This is a genomic window from Variovorax sp. GW458-11-26-14-LB1, from assembly GCF_059423965.1.
Window position 1 is genome coordinate 18,399 of the sequence record NZ_JBWKYW010000032.1, and the last position, 16,514, is coordinate 34,912.

16 protein-coding genes are annotated in these 16,514 nt (G+C 69.3%); 7 read left to right on the forward strand and 9 right to left on the reverse strand.

From position 1 onward, the window contains the following. Window positions 1-52: 52 nt before the first annotated feature. The 4 genes from AC07YS_RS20240 to AC07YS_RS20255 all read right to left on the reverse strand — a co-directional run bounded on the left by AC07YS_RS20240 (window position 53) and on the right by AC07YS_RS20255 (window position 4,842). Window positions 53-625 (reverse strand): hypothetical protein, encoded by a 573-nt coding sequence (locus AC07YS_RS20240; protein WP_495269771.1) that lies wholly within the window; start codon window positions 623-625, stop codon window positions 53-55. Beyond that, window positions 622-2,658 (reverse strand): molecular chaperone HtpG, encoded by a 2,037-nt coding sequence (gene htpG / locus AC07YS_RS20245; RefSeq protein WP_062480665.1) that lies wholly within the window; start codon window positions 2,656-2,658, stop codon window positions 622-624. Before htpG ends, AC07YS_RS20240 begins: the two co-directional genes overlap by 4 nt. 158 nt (window positions 2,659-2,816) lie before the next feature. Next, window positions 2,817-3,866, reverse strand: a complete 1,050-nt coding sequence (locus tag AC07YS_RS20250; RefSeq protein ID WP_495269772.1) for an ABC transporter substrate-binding protein — start codon at window positions 3,864-3,866, stop codon at window positions 2,817-2,819. A gap of 67 nt (window positions 3,867-3,933) precedes the next feature. Continuing rightward, window positions 3,934-4,842: a LysR substrate-binding domain-containing protein gene (locus tag AC07YS_RS20255; protein ID WP_495269773.1), complete on the reverse strand. Its 909-nt coding sequence runs from the start codon at window positions 4,840-4,842 to the stop codon at window positions 3,934-3,936. A 101-nt stretch (window positions 4,843-4,943) separates the two neighbouring features. Here AC07YS_RS20255 and AC07YS_RS20260 point away from each other — a divergent pair, with 101 nt between their 5' ends. Further along, window positions 4,944-5,954, forward strand: coding sequence for a zinc-dependent alcohol dehydrogenase family protein (locus AC07YS_RS20260; RefSeq protein ID WP_495269774.1), 1,011 nt, complete (start codon window positions 4,944-4,946; stop codon window positions 5,952-5,954). Window positions 5,955-6,153: 199 nt separating this feature from the next. Next, complete coding sequence (gene aqpZ / locus AC07YS_RS20265) at window positions 6,154-6,858, forward strand: aquaporin Z (RefSeq protein ID WP_095747097.1); 705 nt, start codon at window positions 6,154-6,156, stop codon at window positions 6,856-6,858. A 24-nt stretch (window positions 6,859-6,882) separates the two neighbouring features. Here the strand turns inward: aqpZ and AC07YS_RS20270 are convergent, their stop codons facing one another. The 5 genes from AC07YS_RS20270 to AC07YS_RS20290 form a co-directional block, all read right to left on the reverse strand. After that, complete coding sequence (locus tag AC07YS_RS20270; RefSeq protein WP_487847462.1) at window positions 6,883-7,221, reverse strand: hypothetical protein; 339 nt, start codon at window positions 7,219-7,221, stop codon at window positions 6,883-6,885. A 142-nt stretch (window positions 7,222-7,363) separates the two neighbouring features. Further along, window positions 7,364-8,725, reverse strand: a complete 1,362-nt coding sequence (locus AC07YS_RS20275) for a sensor histidine kinase (protein WP_495269775.1) — start codon at window positions 8,723-8,725, stop codon at window positions 7,364-7,366. Further along, window positions 8,722-9,378, reverse strand: a complete 657-nt coding sequence (locus tag AC07YS_RS20280; protein ID WP_062480678.1) for a response regulator — start codon at window positions 9,376-9,378, stop codon at window positions 8,722-8,724. The genes AC07YS_RS20275 and AC07YS_RS20280 overlap by 4 nt, the downstream gene beginning before the upstream one ends. 87 nt (window positions 9,379-9,465) lie before the next feature. Next, a complete protein-coding gene (locus tag AC07YS_RS20285) occupies window positions 9,466-10,578 on the reverse strand; it encodes a winged helix DNA-binding domain-containing protein (RefSeq protein WP_495269776.1) in 1,113 nt (370 codons plus the stop codon). 10 nt (window positions 10,579-10,588) lie between these two features. Beyond that, window positions 10,589-11,422 (reverse strand): pseudouridine synthase, encoded by an 834-nt coding sequence (locus AC07YS_RS20290; protein ID WP_495269777.1) that lies wholly within the window; start codon window positions 11,420-11,422, stop codon window positions 10,589-10,591. 163 nt (window positions 11,423-11,585) lie between these two features. On the opposite strand from AC07YS_RS20290, the gene AC07YS_RS20295 reads away from it, so the two are divergent. The 5 genes from AC07YS_RS20295 (at window position 11,586) to AC07YS_RS20315 (ending at window position 16,433) form a co-directional block, all read left to right on the forward strand. Continuing rightward, entirely contained in the window at window positions 11,586-12,662 is a 1,077-nt protein-coding gene (locus AC07YS_RS20295) for a bifunctional nicotinamide-nucleotide adenylyltransferase/Nudix hydroxylase (RefSeq protein ID WP_495269778.1), read from the forward strand. Between the two features lie 65 nt (window positions 12,663-12,727). Continuing rightward, window positions 12,728-14,173, forward strand: a complete 1,446-nt coding sequence (locus AC07YS_RS20300; RefSeq protein WP_139700490.1) for a nicotinate phosphoribosyltransferase — start codon at window positions 12,728-12,730, stop codon at window positions 14,171-14,173. 84 nt (window positions 14,174-14,257) lie between these two features. Further along, window positions 14,258-15,400: an MGDG synthase family glycosyltransferase gene (locus AC07YS_RS20305; protein ID WP_070063033.1), complete on the forward strand. Its 1,143-nt coding sequence runs from the start codon at window positions 14,258-14,260 to the stop codon at window positions 15,398-15,400. After that, window positions 15,397-15,897 (forward strand): hypothetical protein, encoded by a 501-nt coding sequence (locus AC07YS_RS20310; RefSeq protein ID WP_062480692.1) that lies wholly within the window; start codon window positions 15,397-15,399, stop codon window positions 15,895-15,897. Before AC07YS_RS20305 ends, AC07YS_RS20310 begins: the two co-directional genes overlap by 4 nt. Further along, window positions 15,894-16,433 (forward strand): dual specificity protein phosphatase family protein, encoded by a 540-nt coding sequence (locus AC07YS_RS20315; protein WP_495269779.1) that lies wholly within the window; start codon window positions 15,894-15,896, stop codon window positions 16,431-16,433. Before AC07YS_RS20310 ends, AC07YS_RS20315 begins: the two co-directional genes overlap by 4 nt. Window positions 16,434-16,514 lie beyond the last annotated feature (81 nt).

A 16,514-nucleotide genomic window follows, 5' to 3' on the forward strand; every position in this document is an offset into this window, starting at 1 on the left:
GGCAGCCTCGCGCCGGGCCGCGGCGCGGTCAGGGGTGGGAGGGGCGCGACCATCAAGGCGCGATGGGGTTGCCGGGCGTGCCTGCTTCGCCGGCCACGACCGCCGTTTTCGCAGCGGGGGCGCGGTAGGACATGCGGGCCGCCGGCACGGGTGCGGCGGCGATCGGTGGCGATGGCTGCGGCGACGGCGACGAAGCCATCGGCCGCGTGACGCCGGCCTTGGTGACGGTGACGGGCGTGGCGGGCGGTGTGCCGACAGGCACCACCACAGCAGGCGTCGCCTGCCCGGGCGCTGGCGCCGCCGTCTCGTACGGGTTGTGCAGCACCACGCTCTTGCCGACGCCCACGCCGGTGCCGATCGGCCCGACACCGACCCCCACACCGACGCTGGCCGAGCCGGTGACGGCGCCGTTGTCGTGCAGCGCCACGCCCGCGCCGAGCGGGCCCCAGCCGGTGTTCAGGCCGACGGAGAAGTTGCCGTCCTTGGTGGCACCGAGCCCGAGCGAGAGCCCGGGCACCAGCGGAATGCCGATGTGATAGTGCGAACAGCCGCCCACCAGAAGCAACAGCAGCAGCGCCGAAGTGGCAGCCGCTGCGCGACGAACGATGCGCGGCCGGGCGTTCACACCAGCAGCGCGTTGACGCGCCTCACGTAGGCGGCCGGGTCGGCCGGCAGGCCGCCTTCGGCCAGCAGGGCCTGGTCGAACAGGATGTTCGCGAGGTCGTCGAAATGCGCGGAGCCTTCGAGCTTCTTCACCAGCGGGTGCTCGGCGTTGACTTCGAGCACGGGCTTGAGGTCGGGCGCGGGCTGGCCAGCCTGCTTGAGCATGCGCGCGAGCTGCGTGCTCATGCCGCCGTCTTCCACCACGAGGCAGGCGGGCGAGTCGACCAGGCGCGTGGTCACGCGCACGTCTTCGGCCTTGTCCTTGAGCGCCTCTTTCAGCTTCTCGAGCAGCGGCTTGAACGACTCGGCGGCTTCCTCGGCGGCCTTCTTCTCGGCCTCGTCCTGCAGCTTGCCCAGGTCGACCGCGCCCTTGGCCACGCTCTGCAGCGGCGTGCCGTCGAACTCGTTGAGGTAGTTCAGCGCCCACTCGTCGACGCGGTCGGTCATGAGCAGCACCTCGATGCCCTTCTTCTTGAAGACTTCGAGCTGCGGGCTGTTCTTGGCGGCGGCGAGGTTGTCGGCCGTGATGTAGTAGATGGCGTCCTGGCCTTCCTTCATGCGCGCCTTGTAGTCGGCGAAGCTCACGCTCGCGACGTCGCTCGTGGTGGAGGCAAAGCGCAGCAACTTGGCGATGCGGTCGCGGTTGCCCATGTCCTCGCCCAGGCCTTCCTTGAGCACCGCGCCGAACTCGGCGTAGAACTTGGCGAACTTGCCCGATTCGTCGGCGTACTCGGCGGCAGCTTCGGCAGCGGGGGTGGTGTTCTTGTCGACCACGTCCGTCACGCCTTCGGTCGGCTCGGGGGCGGGCACCGATTCGCCCGAGCCCACGTCGACCTTGCCTTCGCCGCTCTCGGGCGCGGTCTTCTGCTTCTTCGCGAGGTCTTCGAGCATCGACAGCACGCGCTTGGTGCTGCCTTCGCGGATGGCCTTCACGTCGCGGCTTTCCTGCAGCAGCTCGCGGCTCACGTTCAGCGGCAGGTCGGCCGAGTCGATCACGCCCTTCACGAAGCGCAGGTAGTTGGGCAGCAGCGCCTCGGCGTCGTCCATGATGAAGACGCGCTTGACGTACAGCTTGACGCCCGCGCTCTTGTCGCGGTTCCACAGGTCGAACGGGGCCTTGGACGGGATGTACAGCAGCTGCGTGTACTCGGTGCTGCCTTCGACGCGGTTGTGGCTCCAGGCCAGCGGCGCCTCGAAGTCGTGGCTGATGCTCTTGTAGAACTCTTCGTACTGCTCGGCGGTGATGTCCTTCTTGGGCCGGCTCCACAGGGCGTTGGCCTTGTTCACCGTTTCCCACTCGCCGGTCTTCACCATGTCGCCGGGCTGGTCGTTCTCGCCGTCTTTCCACTCTTCCTTTTCCATCAGGATGGGCAGGGAGATGTGGTCGGAGTACTTGCCGACGATCTGCTTGAGCTTCCAGGCGTTGAGGTACTCGTCGGCGTCGTCGCGCAGGTGCAGCGTGATGCTCGTGCCGCGCGCGGCGCGCGTGATGTCGGCCACCTCGAAGTCGCCGGCGCCACCGCTCACCCAGCGCACGCCCTGGTCGGCGGGCAGGCCCGCGCGGCGCGACTCGACCGTGATCTTGTCGGCCACGATGAAGCCCGAGTAGAAGCCCACGCCGAACTGGCCGATGAGCTGTGCGTCGGCCTTCTGGTCGCCGCTCAGGCGGCTCATGAAGTCTTTGGTACCACTCTTGGCGATGGTGCCCAGGTTGTCGATGGCTTCCTGGCGCGACAGGCCGATGCCCTTGTCGGTGATGGTGAGGGTGCGCGCGGCCTTGTCGAAGGTCAGGCGCACGTCCAGGTCGGGCTGGTCTTCGTACAGCGCGGGGTGGTCGAGCGCCTCGAAGCGCAGCTTGTCGCACGCGTCGGACGCGTTCGAGATCAGCTCGCGCAGGAAGATTTCCTTGTTGGAGTACAGCGCATGCGTGACGAGGTGCAGCAGTTGCGCGACTTCAGCCTGGAACGGGAGTTTGGTATTGGAGGAATCAGCCATGGGAAAGAAAGGGATCGAAGCCAAAAAATTCTAAGGCGAGCCGCCCATGGTGGGCGGCGGCCTTGCCAACTTTATGAACTGGGGTTGTCGCGCCAAAAAACAACGAGCGCAAGGCCGCGCGAACTTTGTCACACGGGTGTCGGCTACGCGCCGCGCTTTCAGCGCGGTTGGGATTCGACTTCGCGCGTCCAGCGGTCGATGAGCCGCTTGCGCTCGGCCGCCTTGCCGTACTTCTCGAAGTCGTACTTGATGAGCTTCACGCTCTCCATCGACGGAATGCGCGGATCGGGCTTGAAGGTCTTGTTGGCCGGCGACTGCAGGCTGCCGGCCTTGGCGCCGATGGACTGGCCCGCGGGGCTCATGAGCCAGTCGTAATACCGCTTGGCGTTCTCCTTGTTGCGCGCGCCCTTCACGAGCGCGATGCCGCCGATCTCGAAGCCCGTGCCCTCGCAGGGCGCGGCGGTCTTCACCGGAAATTTGTCGTGGCGCCAGCGCTCGAAGCCGAAGATGAAGCTCACGCCGATCGCCACCTCGCCCTTGGCCACGTTGGGCGCCTGGGCCTGGCCGCTGCGCGTGTAGCTGGTGACGTTCTTGTGCAGCTTCTTCAGGTAGTCGAACGCGGGCTCCTCGCCCATCTGCTGCACCAGGCCCGCGATGACGGTGTAGGCCGTGCCGCTGGTGGCGGGGTGCGAAATTTCGATCTCGCCCTTGTACTCGGGCTTGATGAGGTCGGCCCAGCACTTCGGCTCGGCGAGCTTCTTTTTCTTCAGCAGCTCGGTGTTGAAGCCGAAGCCCATGGCGCTCGTGTAGAAGCCGCCCACCATGTTCTGCGACATGGCGTACTGGCGCACCGACCAGTCGTGCAGGTCGTTGATGTAGGCCGGGCGGTAGGGCTCGAGCAGGCCCTGCTCGGCGGCCTGCAGGAACGGATCGCCGGTGCCGCCCCACCAGAGGTCGGTCTTGGGGTTGGCGGCTTCGGCGCGCAGCTGCGCACCGATTTCGCCGGTGCCCTTGTGGGCCTGCTGCACCTTGATGCCGGTCTCGCGCGTGAAGGCCGTGGCGGCCGCCTCGCACCAGCCCGCGTCGGTGCTGCACAGCGCGTTGACGGTGCCCTGCGCGGCGGCCTGCGACGCACCGAGCAGGAGCGCCGTGCCCAGGCAGGCGGTGGCAAGGGCACGCACGGTGTGCCGGGGGGCGGATGAAGGCATGGGCAGGTCTCCTCGTTGTTCGACGTTGTATGAAGGCGCAGGATAGCGCCGGCTTGGGTGCTTGAGGTCAGCGCGCCGCCAGCAGCGGCGGCAGGTGTTCCACCAGCCAGTCGATCACCACGCGCGTCTTCAGCGGCAGGTAGCGGCTCGGCGTGCGGATCACGTGCAGCGGAAAACCGAAAGGCTCGGGCTCCTCGAACACGCGCACCAGCGTGCCGGCCGCGAGCGCGTCGGCCGCCAGCCAGGCCGGCAGCCGCGCCAGGCCCATGCCGCCGATGGCGGCCTCCAGCAGCACCTCGGCGCTGTCGCAACGCAGCCGCGAGGGCAGCGTGGCCTCCACCATCGCATCGCCCTCGCGAAAGCGCCAGGGCGACACCTGCCCGTCGCGGGCGTAGTACACGGCCTCGTGCGGCGCGACCAGTGCCGCGATGTCGCGCGGATGGCCGCGCTCGGCCAGGTACGCGGGCGCGGCGCACAGCAGCATCCACTGCACGCCGACCGGCCGCGCCACGAGCCCCGCGCTGTCGTCGAGCTCGCCGCTGCGGATGGCCAGGTCGAGCCCCTCTTCCACGAGGTCGACGCGCCGGTCGTTGAAGGCCAGCTCCAGCGACAGCTGCGGATGCTGGCGCGCCAGGGCCAATAGCAGCGGCCCGACCTTGAGCCGCCCCAGCATCGCCGGCATGCTCAGGCGCACGAGGCCGGCGGCCGTGTGGCGCGCGGCGTCGGTCAGCGCCTCGGCCGCCTCCAGCTCGGCCAGCGCGCGGCGGCAGCGCTCGTAGTAGCCGTGCCCTTCCTCGGTGAGGCTCTGGCTGCGCGTGGTGCGCAAGAAGAGGCGCGTGTCCAGCCGCGCCTCGAGCCGCGCGATGCTCTTGGCAACCGCCGAACGGGTGACGTGCAGGCGCTGCGCGGCGAGCGCGAAGCTGCCCGCCTCCACCGCCGCGACGAACTCCTCGATGCCTTGCAGGCGTTGGCTCATTGGATACTTTCAAGCACCATTCTTCGGAAAATTATCCACCACCGGATCGTTTTCATCGTCAATAGCATCGAGGCCGATCTTTTCCGATGGAGCCTTTTCCGATGCAAGAACCCGATGTGCTGCGCCGCTGGCAGCTTCCCCGACTGGGCCGCGCCCACCTGGAACACACCGAGGCGCCGATGCCCTCGCCAGGCCCGGGCCAGATCCTCGTGCGCGTGGGCGCGGTGGCGCTCAACTACCGCGACCTGCTCATGGTGCGCGACGGCATGGGCATGGCGCTCGACCTGCCCTTCACGCCCGGCTCGGACATGGCGGGCACGGTGGTGGCCGTGAGCCCCGGCGTGCGCCGCTTTGCCGTGGGCGACCGCGTGATCAACACCTTCTGGGGCGGCTGGACCGACAGCCACTGGCACGCCGACACCACGCTGCTCGGCGGCCCCGGGCCGGGCATGCTGGCCTCGCACGTGTGCATCGACGCGAACTGGGCCGTGGCCGCGCCGGCCACGTTGAGCCTCGAGGAAGCGAGCACGCTGCCGTGCGCCGGCCTCACGGCGTGGTTCGCGCTGGTGGAAACCGGCGCCCTGCGCGCGGGCGAGACCGTGCTGGTCCACGGCACCGGCGGCGTCGCGCTGTTCGGCCTGCAGCTTGCGCGGCTGCACGGCGCGCAGGCCATCGTGGTGACGGGCAGCGCCGACAAGCAGGCCGCGGCACGCGCGCTCGGCGCCACGCACGTGCTCGCGCGCGACAGCGACTGGCCCGCCGAAGTGCGCCGGCTCACGCACGGGCGCGGCGCCGATCACGTGCTCGAACTCTCCAGCGGCCCCGACCTCGACCGCTCGCTGCAGGCCGTGAAGCAGGGCGGGCGCGTGTCGATCATCGGCATGCTCGGCGGCGACACGCTGAGCGCGTCGTTCTACGCGATGGTGCTCGGCCGCGTGACGGTGCAGGGCATCGGCGTCGGCCATCGCCGTGCGCTCGAAGAGCTGGTGCGCGCGGTCGATGCGAATGCGCTCAAGCCGGTGATCGCGGCGCGCTACGGCTTCGACGCGCTGCCTGCCGCACTCGACCATCTGGAGCGCGGCGCGTTCGGCAAAGTGGTCGTGACGATGTGATGTCGATGCCGTGTCGATGTGCGGTGGCGCGCCCTTGCCCCACTCATTTGCAAATGACGCACTGCACAAATCCACAGCAATCGTGAACAGTTGCCGCTAAGCGCGCCCGTTTGCTCGACGCCTCCATTTCCCGTTCCTAGAATGCGGCCCGCGTTCGGCTCCCGCCGTGCGTGCTTTCTCAACTTCAGGATGGAGCGTTATGGAACACAGTACCTACAAAAAGTGGTCTGCAGAATTCATTGGTACTTTCTGGCTCACGCTCGGAGGCTGCGGAAGCGCAGTTCTGGCGGCGGCCTTTCCGGGCGTCGGCATCGGCCTGCTCGGCGTCTCGCTGGCCTTCGGCCTGACGGTGGTCACGGGCGCCTATGCGCTCGGTCCGATCTCGGGCGGCCACTTCAATCCAGCGGTGTCGATCGGCCTCGCCGCCGCCGGCCGCTTCAAGGCCGGGCAGCTGCCGGGCTACATCGTGTCGCAGGTGCTGGGCGCCATCGCCGCGGCCGGCGTGCTGTACCTGATTGCCACCGGCAAGCCGGGCGCGGACATCGGCGGCTTTGCCACCAACGGCTACGGCGAGCACTCGCCCGGCAAGTACGGCATGACGGCCGCACTCATCAGCGAAGTGGTGATGACCGCCGTGTTCCTGATCGTGATCCTGGGTGCCACCGCCAAGCGCGCGGCGGCCGGCTTCGCGGGCATGGCCATCGGCCTGTGCCTGACGCTGATCCACCTGGTGTCGATCCCCGTGACCAACACCTCGGTGAACCCGGCGCGCAGCACCGGCCCGGCCCTGTTCGGCCCGTCGTACGCGGTGTCGGAGCTGTGGCTGTTCTGGGTCGCCCCGATCGTGGGCGCGATCATCGGCGCGGTGATCTACCGCGCACTGCTCAGCAGCAACGACGACTGAGCTGGTAGGTCCCTGGCAGCGGAATCAGCTTCCGCTGCCCGACTTCACCATCGGCAGTGAAGTCGATTGCCCGATGGGCTCGGTGCCCGTCGGGTGCGACGCCGCATAGGCGCCGGCCTGGATGTCGGACACCGGGGTCATCCCATTGATCGCCGGCGCCGACGTCGACTGGCCAATGGGCTCCGTGCCGCTCGGACGTGCCGCCGCCATCGCGCCGGCCTGCACCTCCGGGTTCTCCGGCGAATTCAACTGCAGCGGATGGAAGTCCGAACCGTCGGTGGTTTCGGCGGAGGCATTGACCGTGCCCAAGGCCGCGAACGCGGCGAAGGAAGCAACGGCGAGAAGTTGGAACGAAGTGCGCATGGTGTGTTCTCCTGAGGGCAGGTTGTCTCCGGTCCGGTGCCGTCGCGCGGACCGCGCGCAGCAGGACCTGCAGCCACTCTAGGCAGCCTGACTGAGGCCAGCGTGAGCGAAGAATGAGCCGGGAGTGAGCACCGCGCGATGACTACGTCGGCAGCAGCACCCGCGCCCTCAGCCCCGGTCCGTCGTCGCGGTTGCGCAATTCGATGCGCAGGCCATGCCGCTCGGCCGCCGTGCGCGCGATCGCCAGGCCCAGCCCGCTGCCGCCCGCCGCCGCGCCGGGCACGCGAAAGAAGCGGTCGAACACGCGCTCCAGTTCGGCCGGCGGAATGCCCGGCCCGTTGTCGAGCACATCGACCACCGCCTGCCCGTCGACGCGGTGCAGCCGCACATCGACCACGCCGCCTTCGGGCGCATAGCGCAGCGCGTTGTCGATGAGGTTGTCGAACACGCTGCGCAGCTCGGCCGCGGGCGCATGCACCACGGCGGCGGCAAGGCCTTCGAAGCCCACGTCGATGCGCCGTGCGTCAGCCAGCACCATGCGCTGGCCCAGGCTCTCGCGCAGCAGCGCCTCGATGTCGACCCGCTCGCCCGGCGCATCCGAGGGCGGTGCGTCCTGCCGCGACAGCTGCAGCAGCTGCTCGATGAGGTGCTGCGCGCGCGTCACGCCGGCCTCGAGCTGGTTGAAGCGCTCGGTGGCTTCGCCGGCCGGCACGTGCGCGCGCAGGTTCTCGATCTGAAGGCCGATGGCGGCCATGGGCGTTCGCAGCTCGTGCGCCGCGTCCTGCACGAAGCGCCGCTGCGTGGAGAAGGCGCTGCGCACGCGCGACAGCAGGTGGTTGAAGGCGCCCACCAGCGGCGTGATCTCGTCGGGCACGCGCGCCAGCGACAGCTCGGTGGGGCGGCGCTCGTCCTGCGAGGCCACGTCGCGCGCCACGCCGCGCAGCGAGCGCGAGGCAGCCGACACGATGAGCCACAGCACCAGCAACGCCGCCGGCAGCAACAGCGCGATCGGCAGGCCTTCGAGCAGGGCGCGGCGCAGCGCGCGGCGATGGCGGTAGTCCTCGTTCTGCAGCACCTGCACGCGCGGCGCGTCGGCATGCGGCGCGGGCTCGGCCGTGAACACGCGCCAGCGCGAATGCGCGGGACCTTCGGCGTGCACGTCGCTGAAGCCGTTGCCGGGTTGCAGCGGCACCGACAGCGCGGGCCACGAGCTCGCGCGCAAGGTGGCGCCGTCGGCGCTCCATATCTGCACCACGAAGGCGCCGCGCGAGAAGGCCGCCTCGCCGTCCATCGCGCGCGGGGTCTTGGGCGGGTCGTTGCCCGCGTACGACTCGGCCACCAGCCGCATCTGGTCGTCCAGCGCGTTATGCACGAGGTTGCCGTAGGCCAGGAAGGAGAACCACGCCGTGAGCACCGCCGCCACCACATGCAGCGTGACCAGCCACAGCAGCAGCTGGGTGCGCAGCGAACGCGGGCGCCACCAGCGGCGGGCGGCACCGGTCATGCCGCCACTCGCCAGCCTAGGCCGCGCACGTTGCGGATCGCGTCGGCACCGAGCTTGCGGCGCATGCCGTGGATCAGCACATCGATGGCGTTGCTGGTCACTTCGTCGCCCCAGCCGTAGATGCGGTTCTCGAGCTGCTCGCGCGAGAGGATGGCGCCGGGCCGCTCCAGCAGTGCGTGCAGCAGCGCGAACTCGCGTGCGGTGAGTGCTTCGCGCACGCCGTTCACTGCCACCTCGCGCGTCGTGAGGTCCAGCTGCAGCGCGGCGGTGCCGATCAGCGAATGCGCGGCGCCGTCGCGGCGGCGCACTACGGCGCGCATGCGCGCGAGCAGCTCACGGAACTCGAAGGGCTTGAGCAGGTAGTCGTCGGCGCCGAGGTCGAGGCTGTGGATGCGGTCGTCCAGCCCGTCGCGCGCGGTGAGCACCAGCACGGGCGTGGCGTCGCCGCGTTCGCGCGCACGGCGCAGCACCTCGGTGCCGTCCTGGCGGGGCAGGCCCAGGTCGAGCAGCACGCAGGTGTAGCCGCCGTCGCCGAGCGCGCTGTGCGCCAGCTCGCCGTCGCGCACCCAGTCGGCCGACCAGCCCGCGCCCTCGAGCGCCTGCTTCAGGCTGCGCCCGATCATTTCGTCGTCTTCCACCAGCAGCACGCGCATCGCGGCGACTCCTTTGCGCGCAAGGTAGCACGCGACCGGGATGATCGTCAGGGGCCCTGCGCCTCGGCGCAGCGTAGGCGCGAAGACTTAGGCGGGGCTTAGGACGCGAACGGCGTGCTGCTCGTCCTCTGCGTCCGTGGCAAAGGCCAGCAGGCGCAGCGCCTCTTCCTCCACGCCGCGCCGGTCGGCCGCCGACCAGCGCGTGAAGGGTTCCAGAACGACGGTGGCCGCCTGCGTCGCGCGTTCGATCTTCCAGGTGCCCGCCACGAAGCCGTCGAGCAGCACCGTGCCGCGCACGATGCCGTTGATGGTGAAGACGCGCGCGCGGTGCGCCTCGTCGAGCACGCGGCGGCGGTCGGCGTGCGAGAGCAGCAGGTTGTCCCACTCGGCGACCAGGCGCGGCGGCGCGGGCGTGTCGGGGTCGGGGCGCGGCGCGCGCGGCAGGTCGAAAAGCTCCTGGCCCTCGTCGCCGGTGAACACGCGCAGCTGCGGCCGCAGCCGTTCGGCCACGGCCTTCCAGCCCGTGAGGCCCGACCACGCGCCGGCATCGGCCAGCGTCGCGGGGCCGAAGGCGGCGAGGTAGCGCAGCAGCAGGTCGTCCTGCGTGGCGGTGGCGATCTCGGCAGTGGCATCGCCCAGCCAATCGCCGAGCGGCTGCAGCAGCGCGTTCTGGTGCGAGTTCCAGCTGCCCGCGGGCGGCAGGTGGACCAGCGGCACGTTGTTGCGGATGAGCGCGGCGAGCGAGGCCGGCGCGTGGTCTTTCCAGCGCGCGGCGAGCGCCTGGCCGAGGGCGGTGCCGGTGAGCGGCCCGTCGCCCAGCAGCGCGCGGCCCGCTTTCACCACGGCCGCGCGGTCGACGCCTTCGAGGGCCCGCGCATGCAGGCCCGACAGGCCGCGCTGGTGCACGGGCTCGAGCAGCGGCCGCCAGGCCCACGCGTCCGAAGCGGTCATCAGGTGCAGGGTGGCGCGCAGCGTCGACATGCGCACGATGCGGCGGCTTTTCAGCGCGTCGGTCAGCTGCGCGCGGTGAAAGCCTTCGAGCCGGCTCCACAGGCCAATGTAGGGCGGGTTGGGCGCCTGCGCCTGCAACCCGGCCAGCTTCTCGATGGCCTGCACGACGCTCGCCTTGCGCCGCGCCAGCAGCATCTGCCGGGCCAGCGTGGCCCGGTTCAGCGCGCGACGGCTCAGCACCGCGGCCATGGGCCGGTCGTCAGAATTTCTCGTGCGGCGCCAGGTAGCGCCACTGCCCCACCGGCAGGTTGCCGAGCATCACCTTGCCGATGCGCACGCGCTTCAGGCCCACCACCTTGAGGCCGACCAGCTCGCACATGCGGCGGATCTGGCGCTTCTTGCCTTCGGTGAGCACGAAGCGCAGCTGCTCGGGGTTCTGCCACTCCACACGCGCCGGCTTGAGCGCCTGGCCGTCCAGGCTCAGGCCGTGCCGCAGCCGGGCCAGCATGGCGGGCGGAAACACCGCCTGCACGTTGGTGGTGACCGGGTCGTCGTCGTCCAGGCGCACCAGCTGGCCGGTGGGCGCGGGCTGGTCCAGGCCGTGGTAGGCCACGCGCACGAGGTATTCCTTGTCCATCGTCGAGTCTTCGCCGATGAGCTGGCGCGCGATGCGGCCGTCCTGCGTCATCACGAGCAGGCCGGTGGAGTCGATGTCCAGCCGCCCGCACGGCGCCAGGCCGCGCAGCTGCTGCGGGCCGAAGAAGAAGCGCGCGTTGTCTTCCGACCAGCGGTTCTGCGGCGTGAACAGCGTGACCGCCGGCTCGTGGCCGTCCTCGGCCTGCCCGCTCACGTAGCCGATGGGCTTGTTGATGAGGATCGTGACCTGGTTCGCCTGCTGCCCCTTGGCGGCCTTGTCGACCTCGATGCGGTCGCTGGGCGTGACCTTCACGCCCATCTCGGCGGGCTTGCCGTTGACGCGCACCCAGCCCTGCGCGATCCAGTCGTCGGCCTCGCGGCGCGAGCACAGGCCGAGTTCGGCCATGCGTTTGTTGAGGCGCACGGGCGCGTGGGGAGAGGTGGAGGGCTCGGTCATGGGGGGGCAAATCCTAGCAAATGCGCCCTGCGAGTATCTGGCCGTTTGCCATCGGCCGCCCGCCACGTGCGGCAAGGAACGCTTGATCGATACGTCGCACCGGTGCTATCCTGAATCCAGGCGCAAGTTGATTGCGCCCTTTTTGGGGGATTCCCAAGTGAGCATGCCAAACACACGCAAGTTTCAGTACGCCATCGTCATCGGGCGTTTTCAGCCCGTTCATTTCGGTCACCAGCGACTCATCGAAGAAGGCCTTCGCGCCGCCGATCGGGTCATCGTGGTGGTCGGCTCCGACCGCAAGCCCCGCAGCGTCAAAGACCCATTCACCTTCGATGAACGCGAACGCATGGTGCGCGCGTGCCTGCGCGGCAGCGAGCAGATGCGCGTGAGCGTCGTCGGCGTCGGCGACTCGCCCTACAACGACCAGATCTGGATCGCGTCGATCCAGTCTGCCGTCGAGCGGCTGATCCAGCAGGATGGCCATGTGCCCGCGGCGCAGGCCAAGGTCGCGCTGGTGGGACACCTGAAGGACAGCTCCAGCTACTACCTCAAGCTCTTCCCGCACTGGGAGTTCGTGGGCCAGCACAGCGTGGAAAGCCTCAACGCCACCGACGTGCGCAACCTCTATTTCGACCCCGAGAATCGCGGGCAGCTCGCGCGTGCCGACCTGCCCGACGGCACCGCCGCCTTCCTCGACAAGTTCACCGGCACCGCCGACTATGCCGAGCTCTGCAACGAGCGCGCCTTCCTCGTCGACTACCGCGACAAGTACCGCTATGCGGGCAGCGACTTTCCGCCGATCTACACCACGGTCGATGCCATCGTGGTCGAGGCGGGCCACATCCTCCTGGTGCAGCGCAAGTTCCATCCCGGCAAGGGCACGTGGGCGCTGCCCGGCGGCTTCGTCGGCCAGCACGAGCGGCTGCAGGACGCGGCCATCCGCGAGCTGAAGGAAGAAACCCGCCTCAAGGTGCCCGTGCCCGTGCTCAACGGCAGCATGAAGGCCAGCCACGTGTTCGATGCGCCCGACCGCTCGCAGCGCGGCCGCACGATCACGCACGGATTCTTCTTCGAGCTGGCCCACAACCAGTGGACGGGCCTGTCGGATGTGCGTGCCGACGACGACGCGGCCGCCGTGCGCTGGGTGCCGATTGCCCAGTTCCTCGGGATGCCGGACCGCATCTACGAAGACCACTACTTCATCGCAAACCATTTTTTGGGTGGCCTGGGCAAGAACTGAACGACCAGGCTTTGTCAGCAAGAACGGGCTCCGGTTGACGGGGCCCACGTGAAAGGAGCTTTCACATGAACCGCAACCTCACCTCCTCGCCCCTGGGCAACAACCTGCTGCTGCGCACCGACTCCTACAAGGTGTCGCACTGGATGCAGTACCCGCCCGGTACGCAGACCGTGCACAGCTACATCGAATCGCGCGGCGGGCTCTTCAGCCATTCGCTGTTCTTCGGCCTGCAGGCGTACCTGCGCGAGTACCTGCAGACGCCGGTGACGCGCAGCGACGTCGAGGAGGCCGCAGCGATGATGGCCGTGCACGGCGAACCCTTCAACCGCGAAGGGTGGCTGCGGCTGATCGAGAAGCACGACGGACTGATGCCCGTGCGCATCCGCGCGGTCCCCGAGGGCAGCGTGCTGCCGGTGCACAACGTGCTCGCGACCATCGAAAACACCGACCCCGAGTTCTTCTGGGTCACGAGCTTTCTCGAAACCGAACTGCTGCGCGCCATCTGGTATCCGACCACGGTGGCCACGCTCTCGGCCGCTGCACGCACCACGTTGCTGCGCTACCTCGAAGCGACCTGCGACGACCCGCAAGGCCAGATCGCGTTCAGGCTGCACGACTTCGGCGCGCGGGGCGTGTCGAGCCTGGAGTCGGCGGCGCTCGGCGGCATGGCCCACCTGGTCAACTTCATGGGCACCGACACGCTGGCCGCCTTGGTGGCGGCGCGTCGTTACTACGACTGCGACGTGGCGGGCTTCTCGATTCCCGCGGCCGAGCACAGCACCATCACGGGCTGGGGTCGCGACCACGAATCCGACGCGTACAGCAACATGGTCGACCAGTTCGCCAAGCCCGGCACGACCTTCGCGGTGGTGAGCGACAGCTACGACATCTTCAATGCCTGCGCACGCATCTGGGGCGACGAGCTCAAGGCGAAGGTGGTGGCCTCGGGCGCGACGCTGGTGGTGCGGCCCGACTCGGGCGACCCGGCCGAAACCACGCTCAAGGTGGCGCAGATCCTGGCCGAACGCTTCGGCACCACGACGAATGCCAAGGGGTTCCGCGTGCTGAACAACGTGCGCATCATCCAGGGCGACGGCGTGAACCTCGACTCGCTGCGGCTGTGCCTCTCGAACTTCTTCCACAACGGCTTCTCGACCGAGAACATCTCCTTCGGCATGGGCGGCGGCCTGCTGCAGCAGGTCAACCGCGACACCATGCAATGGGCGATGAAGTGCTCGGCGATGCAGGTGAACGGCGAGTGGCGCGATGTCTACAAGTCGCCGGTGGGCGATGTGAACAAGGCCTCGAAGAAGGGGCGGCTCGCGCTGGTGCGCAACGCGCGCGGCGAAGTACAGACGCTGCGCGAAGAAGCGCTGGCGAGCGGCCAGGTCGATCTGCTGCAAACGGTGTTCGAGAACGGACGCATCGTCGCGAACACCACCTTCGAGGCGATTCGCGAGCGGGCGGCCGCTGGCGTGAATCAGCTCGTCACGTCGCGGGCGCCGCTCTGATGCGGTGATCCTTCCAGCACGGCGCGTGTGCACCGGCCGTGCCACATGGCATGTCCATAATCCGGCGACCAGACCGCCGAATCCATGACCAAACTCCTGATCCTCAGTGTGAGCGCCGGCAACGGCCATGTGCGCGCCGCCCAGGCGCTCGAAGCCACCCTCGCCCAGTCGTTCGCGCCGCACACCGCAGTGCATGTCGACGCCATGGCCCATGTGCCGGCGGGCTTTCGCAAGGTGTACACCGACTGGTACCTGCAGCTGGTGAACCGCGCGCCCGAGCTGTGGTCGTACCTGCACCAGCGCACCGACGTCACGCCGCACCACGCGCCCTCGCAGCGGCTGCGCCGCGGCATCGAGCGCCTGAGCACCGGCGCGCTGGTGCGCGAGATCCGCCGCGCCAAGCCCGACGCCGTGATCTGCACCCACTTCCTGCCGGCCGAGCTGCTGATGCGCGAGCGCAACCGGGGCCGCATCGAATGCCCCGTGTGGCTGCAGATCACCGACTACGACCTGCACAACATGTGGCTGGTGCCGGGCATGACGGGCTACCTCGCGGCCACGGAAGAAGTCGCCTTCCGGCTGCGCGCGCGCGGCATTCCGCCCGAGCGCGTGCACGTCACGGGCATTCCGGTGATGCCCGCCTTTTCGGAGCCCGATGCGCCCGAACTCGCGCACGCGGCCTGCGCGAGCGCGCTGGGCCTGGACCCCGCACGGCCGGTGCTGCTGATGGCCTCGGGCGGCGCCGGTGTGGGCGATCTGCCGAGCATGGTCGAGCGCGTGCTGGCGCTGGGCGGCGACACGCCCTTCCAGGTCATCGCGGTGGCCGGCCGCAATGCCGAAGCCCATGCGCGCCTGGAGGCGCTGTCGCAGCGCCATCCGGGCCGCGTGGTGGCCGTCGGCTTCACGAACGAGATGCACAAGATGATGGCCGCGGCCGACCTGGTCGTGACCAAGCCCGGCGGCCTCACGGTGTCGGAGTGTCTGGCGCTGGGCAAGCCGATGCTGCTGATCTCGCCGATCCCGGGACAGGAAGAACACAACGCCGGCTTCCTCATGGAAGAAAGCGCCGCCTGGCTGGCCTACGACGCCATCGGCCTGGACTACAAGGTGGCGCGCCTCATGGCCGACCCCGCCAAGCTCGCGGCCATGGCCGCGCGCAGCCGCGCGCTGGGCAAGCCGCAGGCCGCGCGCGCGGTGCTGCAGCGCGTGCTGGGCCTCGGCGCATGAGCGGCGCAGCCGTGGAGCCGCGGCCCGGCATCGGCCGCACGCTGGTCTACCTCGCGTGGGTCGTGACGATGGCGTTCTTCTTCGCCAACGCCGAGATCCAGATCGAAGGCGGCGCCGGCTGGGCGACCTCGCTGCCCACGTGGCGCATCGAGAACAACATCTGGCTCGACCTGTTCTGGGGCGGGCGCGCGATGACGGGGTACCACGCCTGGGTGTTCACCTTCATGATGCTGGTGTTCTTCTCGCCGCTGGCCTTCCAGGGACGCTGGACCTTGCGCGACTGGGGGTTGGCGCTCGCGGGGCTGATCGTGTTCTGGGTCTGCGAAGACTTCCTGTGGTTCCTCATCAACCCGGCCTTCGGCTTCGAGAACTTCAACCCCGTGAAGGCCTTCTGGCACAAGCACTGGCTGTGGGGCGCGCCGGTCGACTACTGGGGCGGGCTCGCGGTGGCGCTGCTGATCCTGGTGCGTCGCCACTGGCCGCGCCGCGCACGATGAAGCAAGACACCGCCGACCTGCGCCCCGGCCACTGGGCCGATCCGCTCGACGCCCTGCAGGTCGAGAACCTGCACCGCATCACGCCCACGCTGTACCGCAGCGCGCAGCCGCGCCGCGCCAACGTGGCGGCGCTGCAGTCGCTGGGCATCCGCACCGTCGTGAGCCTGCGCTCCTTCAACGACGACCGGAAGGTGTTTGCCGGCAGCGGCATCCGGCTGGTGCGCGTGCCGATCAACACCTGGTCGATCGACGACGCCAAGGTGCTGCGCGCGCTGGTCGCGATGCGCGAGGCCGAAAAGCAAGGGCCGGTGCTCATCCACTGCATGCACGGCGCCGACCGCACGGGCGTGGTGGCGGCCGTCTACCGCATGGCCGTGCAGGACTGGGACAAGGACAGCGCGCGCCAGGAGATGCTGCGCGGCGGCTATGGGTACCACACGCTGTGGCGCAACATCCCGCGCTACATCGAGCGGCTCGATCCGCTGCGGATGCGCCATGCGCTGGCCCATGCCCCGGTGATGCCCATGGTGTCTTGAAGGCGCCAGCAGGCGCGCGCACCCGCTCCTATACTGGCCGCCCCGTGGCCGATGGCCATCTCCGAACGACCTTTCACAGGG

Coding starts and splice junctions, on each gene's coding strand:
- AC07YS_RS20260 (WP_495269774.1), top strand. CDS start 4,944: ATGCAAGAACCCGATGTGCTGCGCCGCTGGCAGCTTCCCCGACTGGGC.
- AC07YS_RS20250 (WP_495269772.1), bottom strand. CDS start 3,866: ATGCCTTCATCCGCCCCCCGGCACACCGTGCGTGCCCTTGCCACCGCC.
- AC07YS_RS20290 (WP_495269777.1), bottom strand. CDS start 11,422: ATGACCGAGCCCTCCACCTCTCCCCACGCGCCCGTGCGCCTCAACAAA.
- AC07YS_RS20310 (WP_062480692.1), top strand. CDS start 15,397: ATGAGCGGCGCAGCCGTGGAGCCGCGGCCCGGCATCGGCCGCACGCTG.
- AC07YS_RS20300 (WP_139700490.1), top strand. CDS start 12,728: ATGAACCGCAACCTCACCTCCTCGCCCCTGGGCAACAACCTGCTGCTG.
- AC07YS_RS20270 (WP_487847462.1), bottom strand. CDS start 7,221: ATGCGCACTTCGTTCCAACTTCTCGCCGTTGCTTCCTTCGCCGCGTTC.
- AC07YS_RS20280 (WP_062480678.1), bottom strand. CDS start 9,378: ATGCGCGTGCTGCTGGTGGAAGACGACGAAATGATCGGGCGCAGCCTG.
- AC07YS_RS20315 (WP_495269779.1), top strand. CDS start 15,894: ATGAAGCAAGACACCGCCGACCTGCGCCCCGGCCACTGGGCCGATCCG.
- AC07YS_RS20255 (WP_495269773.1), bottom strand. CDS start 4,842: ATGAGCCAACGCCTGCAAGGCATCGAGGAGTTCGTCGCGGCGGTGGAG.
- AC07YS_RS20305 (WP_070063033.1), top strand. CDS start 14,258: ATGACCAAACTCCTGATCCTCAGTGTGAGCGCCGGCAACGGCCATGTG.
- AC07YS_RS20295 (WP_495269778.1), top strand. CDS start 11,586: ATGCCAAACACACGCAAGTTTCAGTACGCCATCGTCATCGGGCGTTTT.
- AC07YS_RS20275 (WP_495269775.1), bottom strand. CDS start 8,725: ATGACCGGTGCCGCCCGCCGCTGGTGGCGCCCGCGTTCGCTGCGCACC.
- AC07YS_RS20285 (WP_495269776.1), bottom strand. CDS start 10,578: ATGGCCGCGGTGCTGAGCCGTCGCGCGCTGAACCGGGCCACGCTGGCC.
- aqpZ (WP_095747097.1), top strand. CDS start 6,154: ATGGAACACAGTACCTACAAAAAGTGGTCTGCAGAATTCATTGGTACT.
- htpG (WP_062480665.1), bottom strand. CDS start 2,658: ATGGCTGATTCCTCCAATACCAAACTCCCGTTCCAGGCTGAAGTCGCG.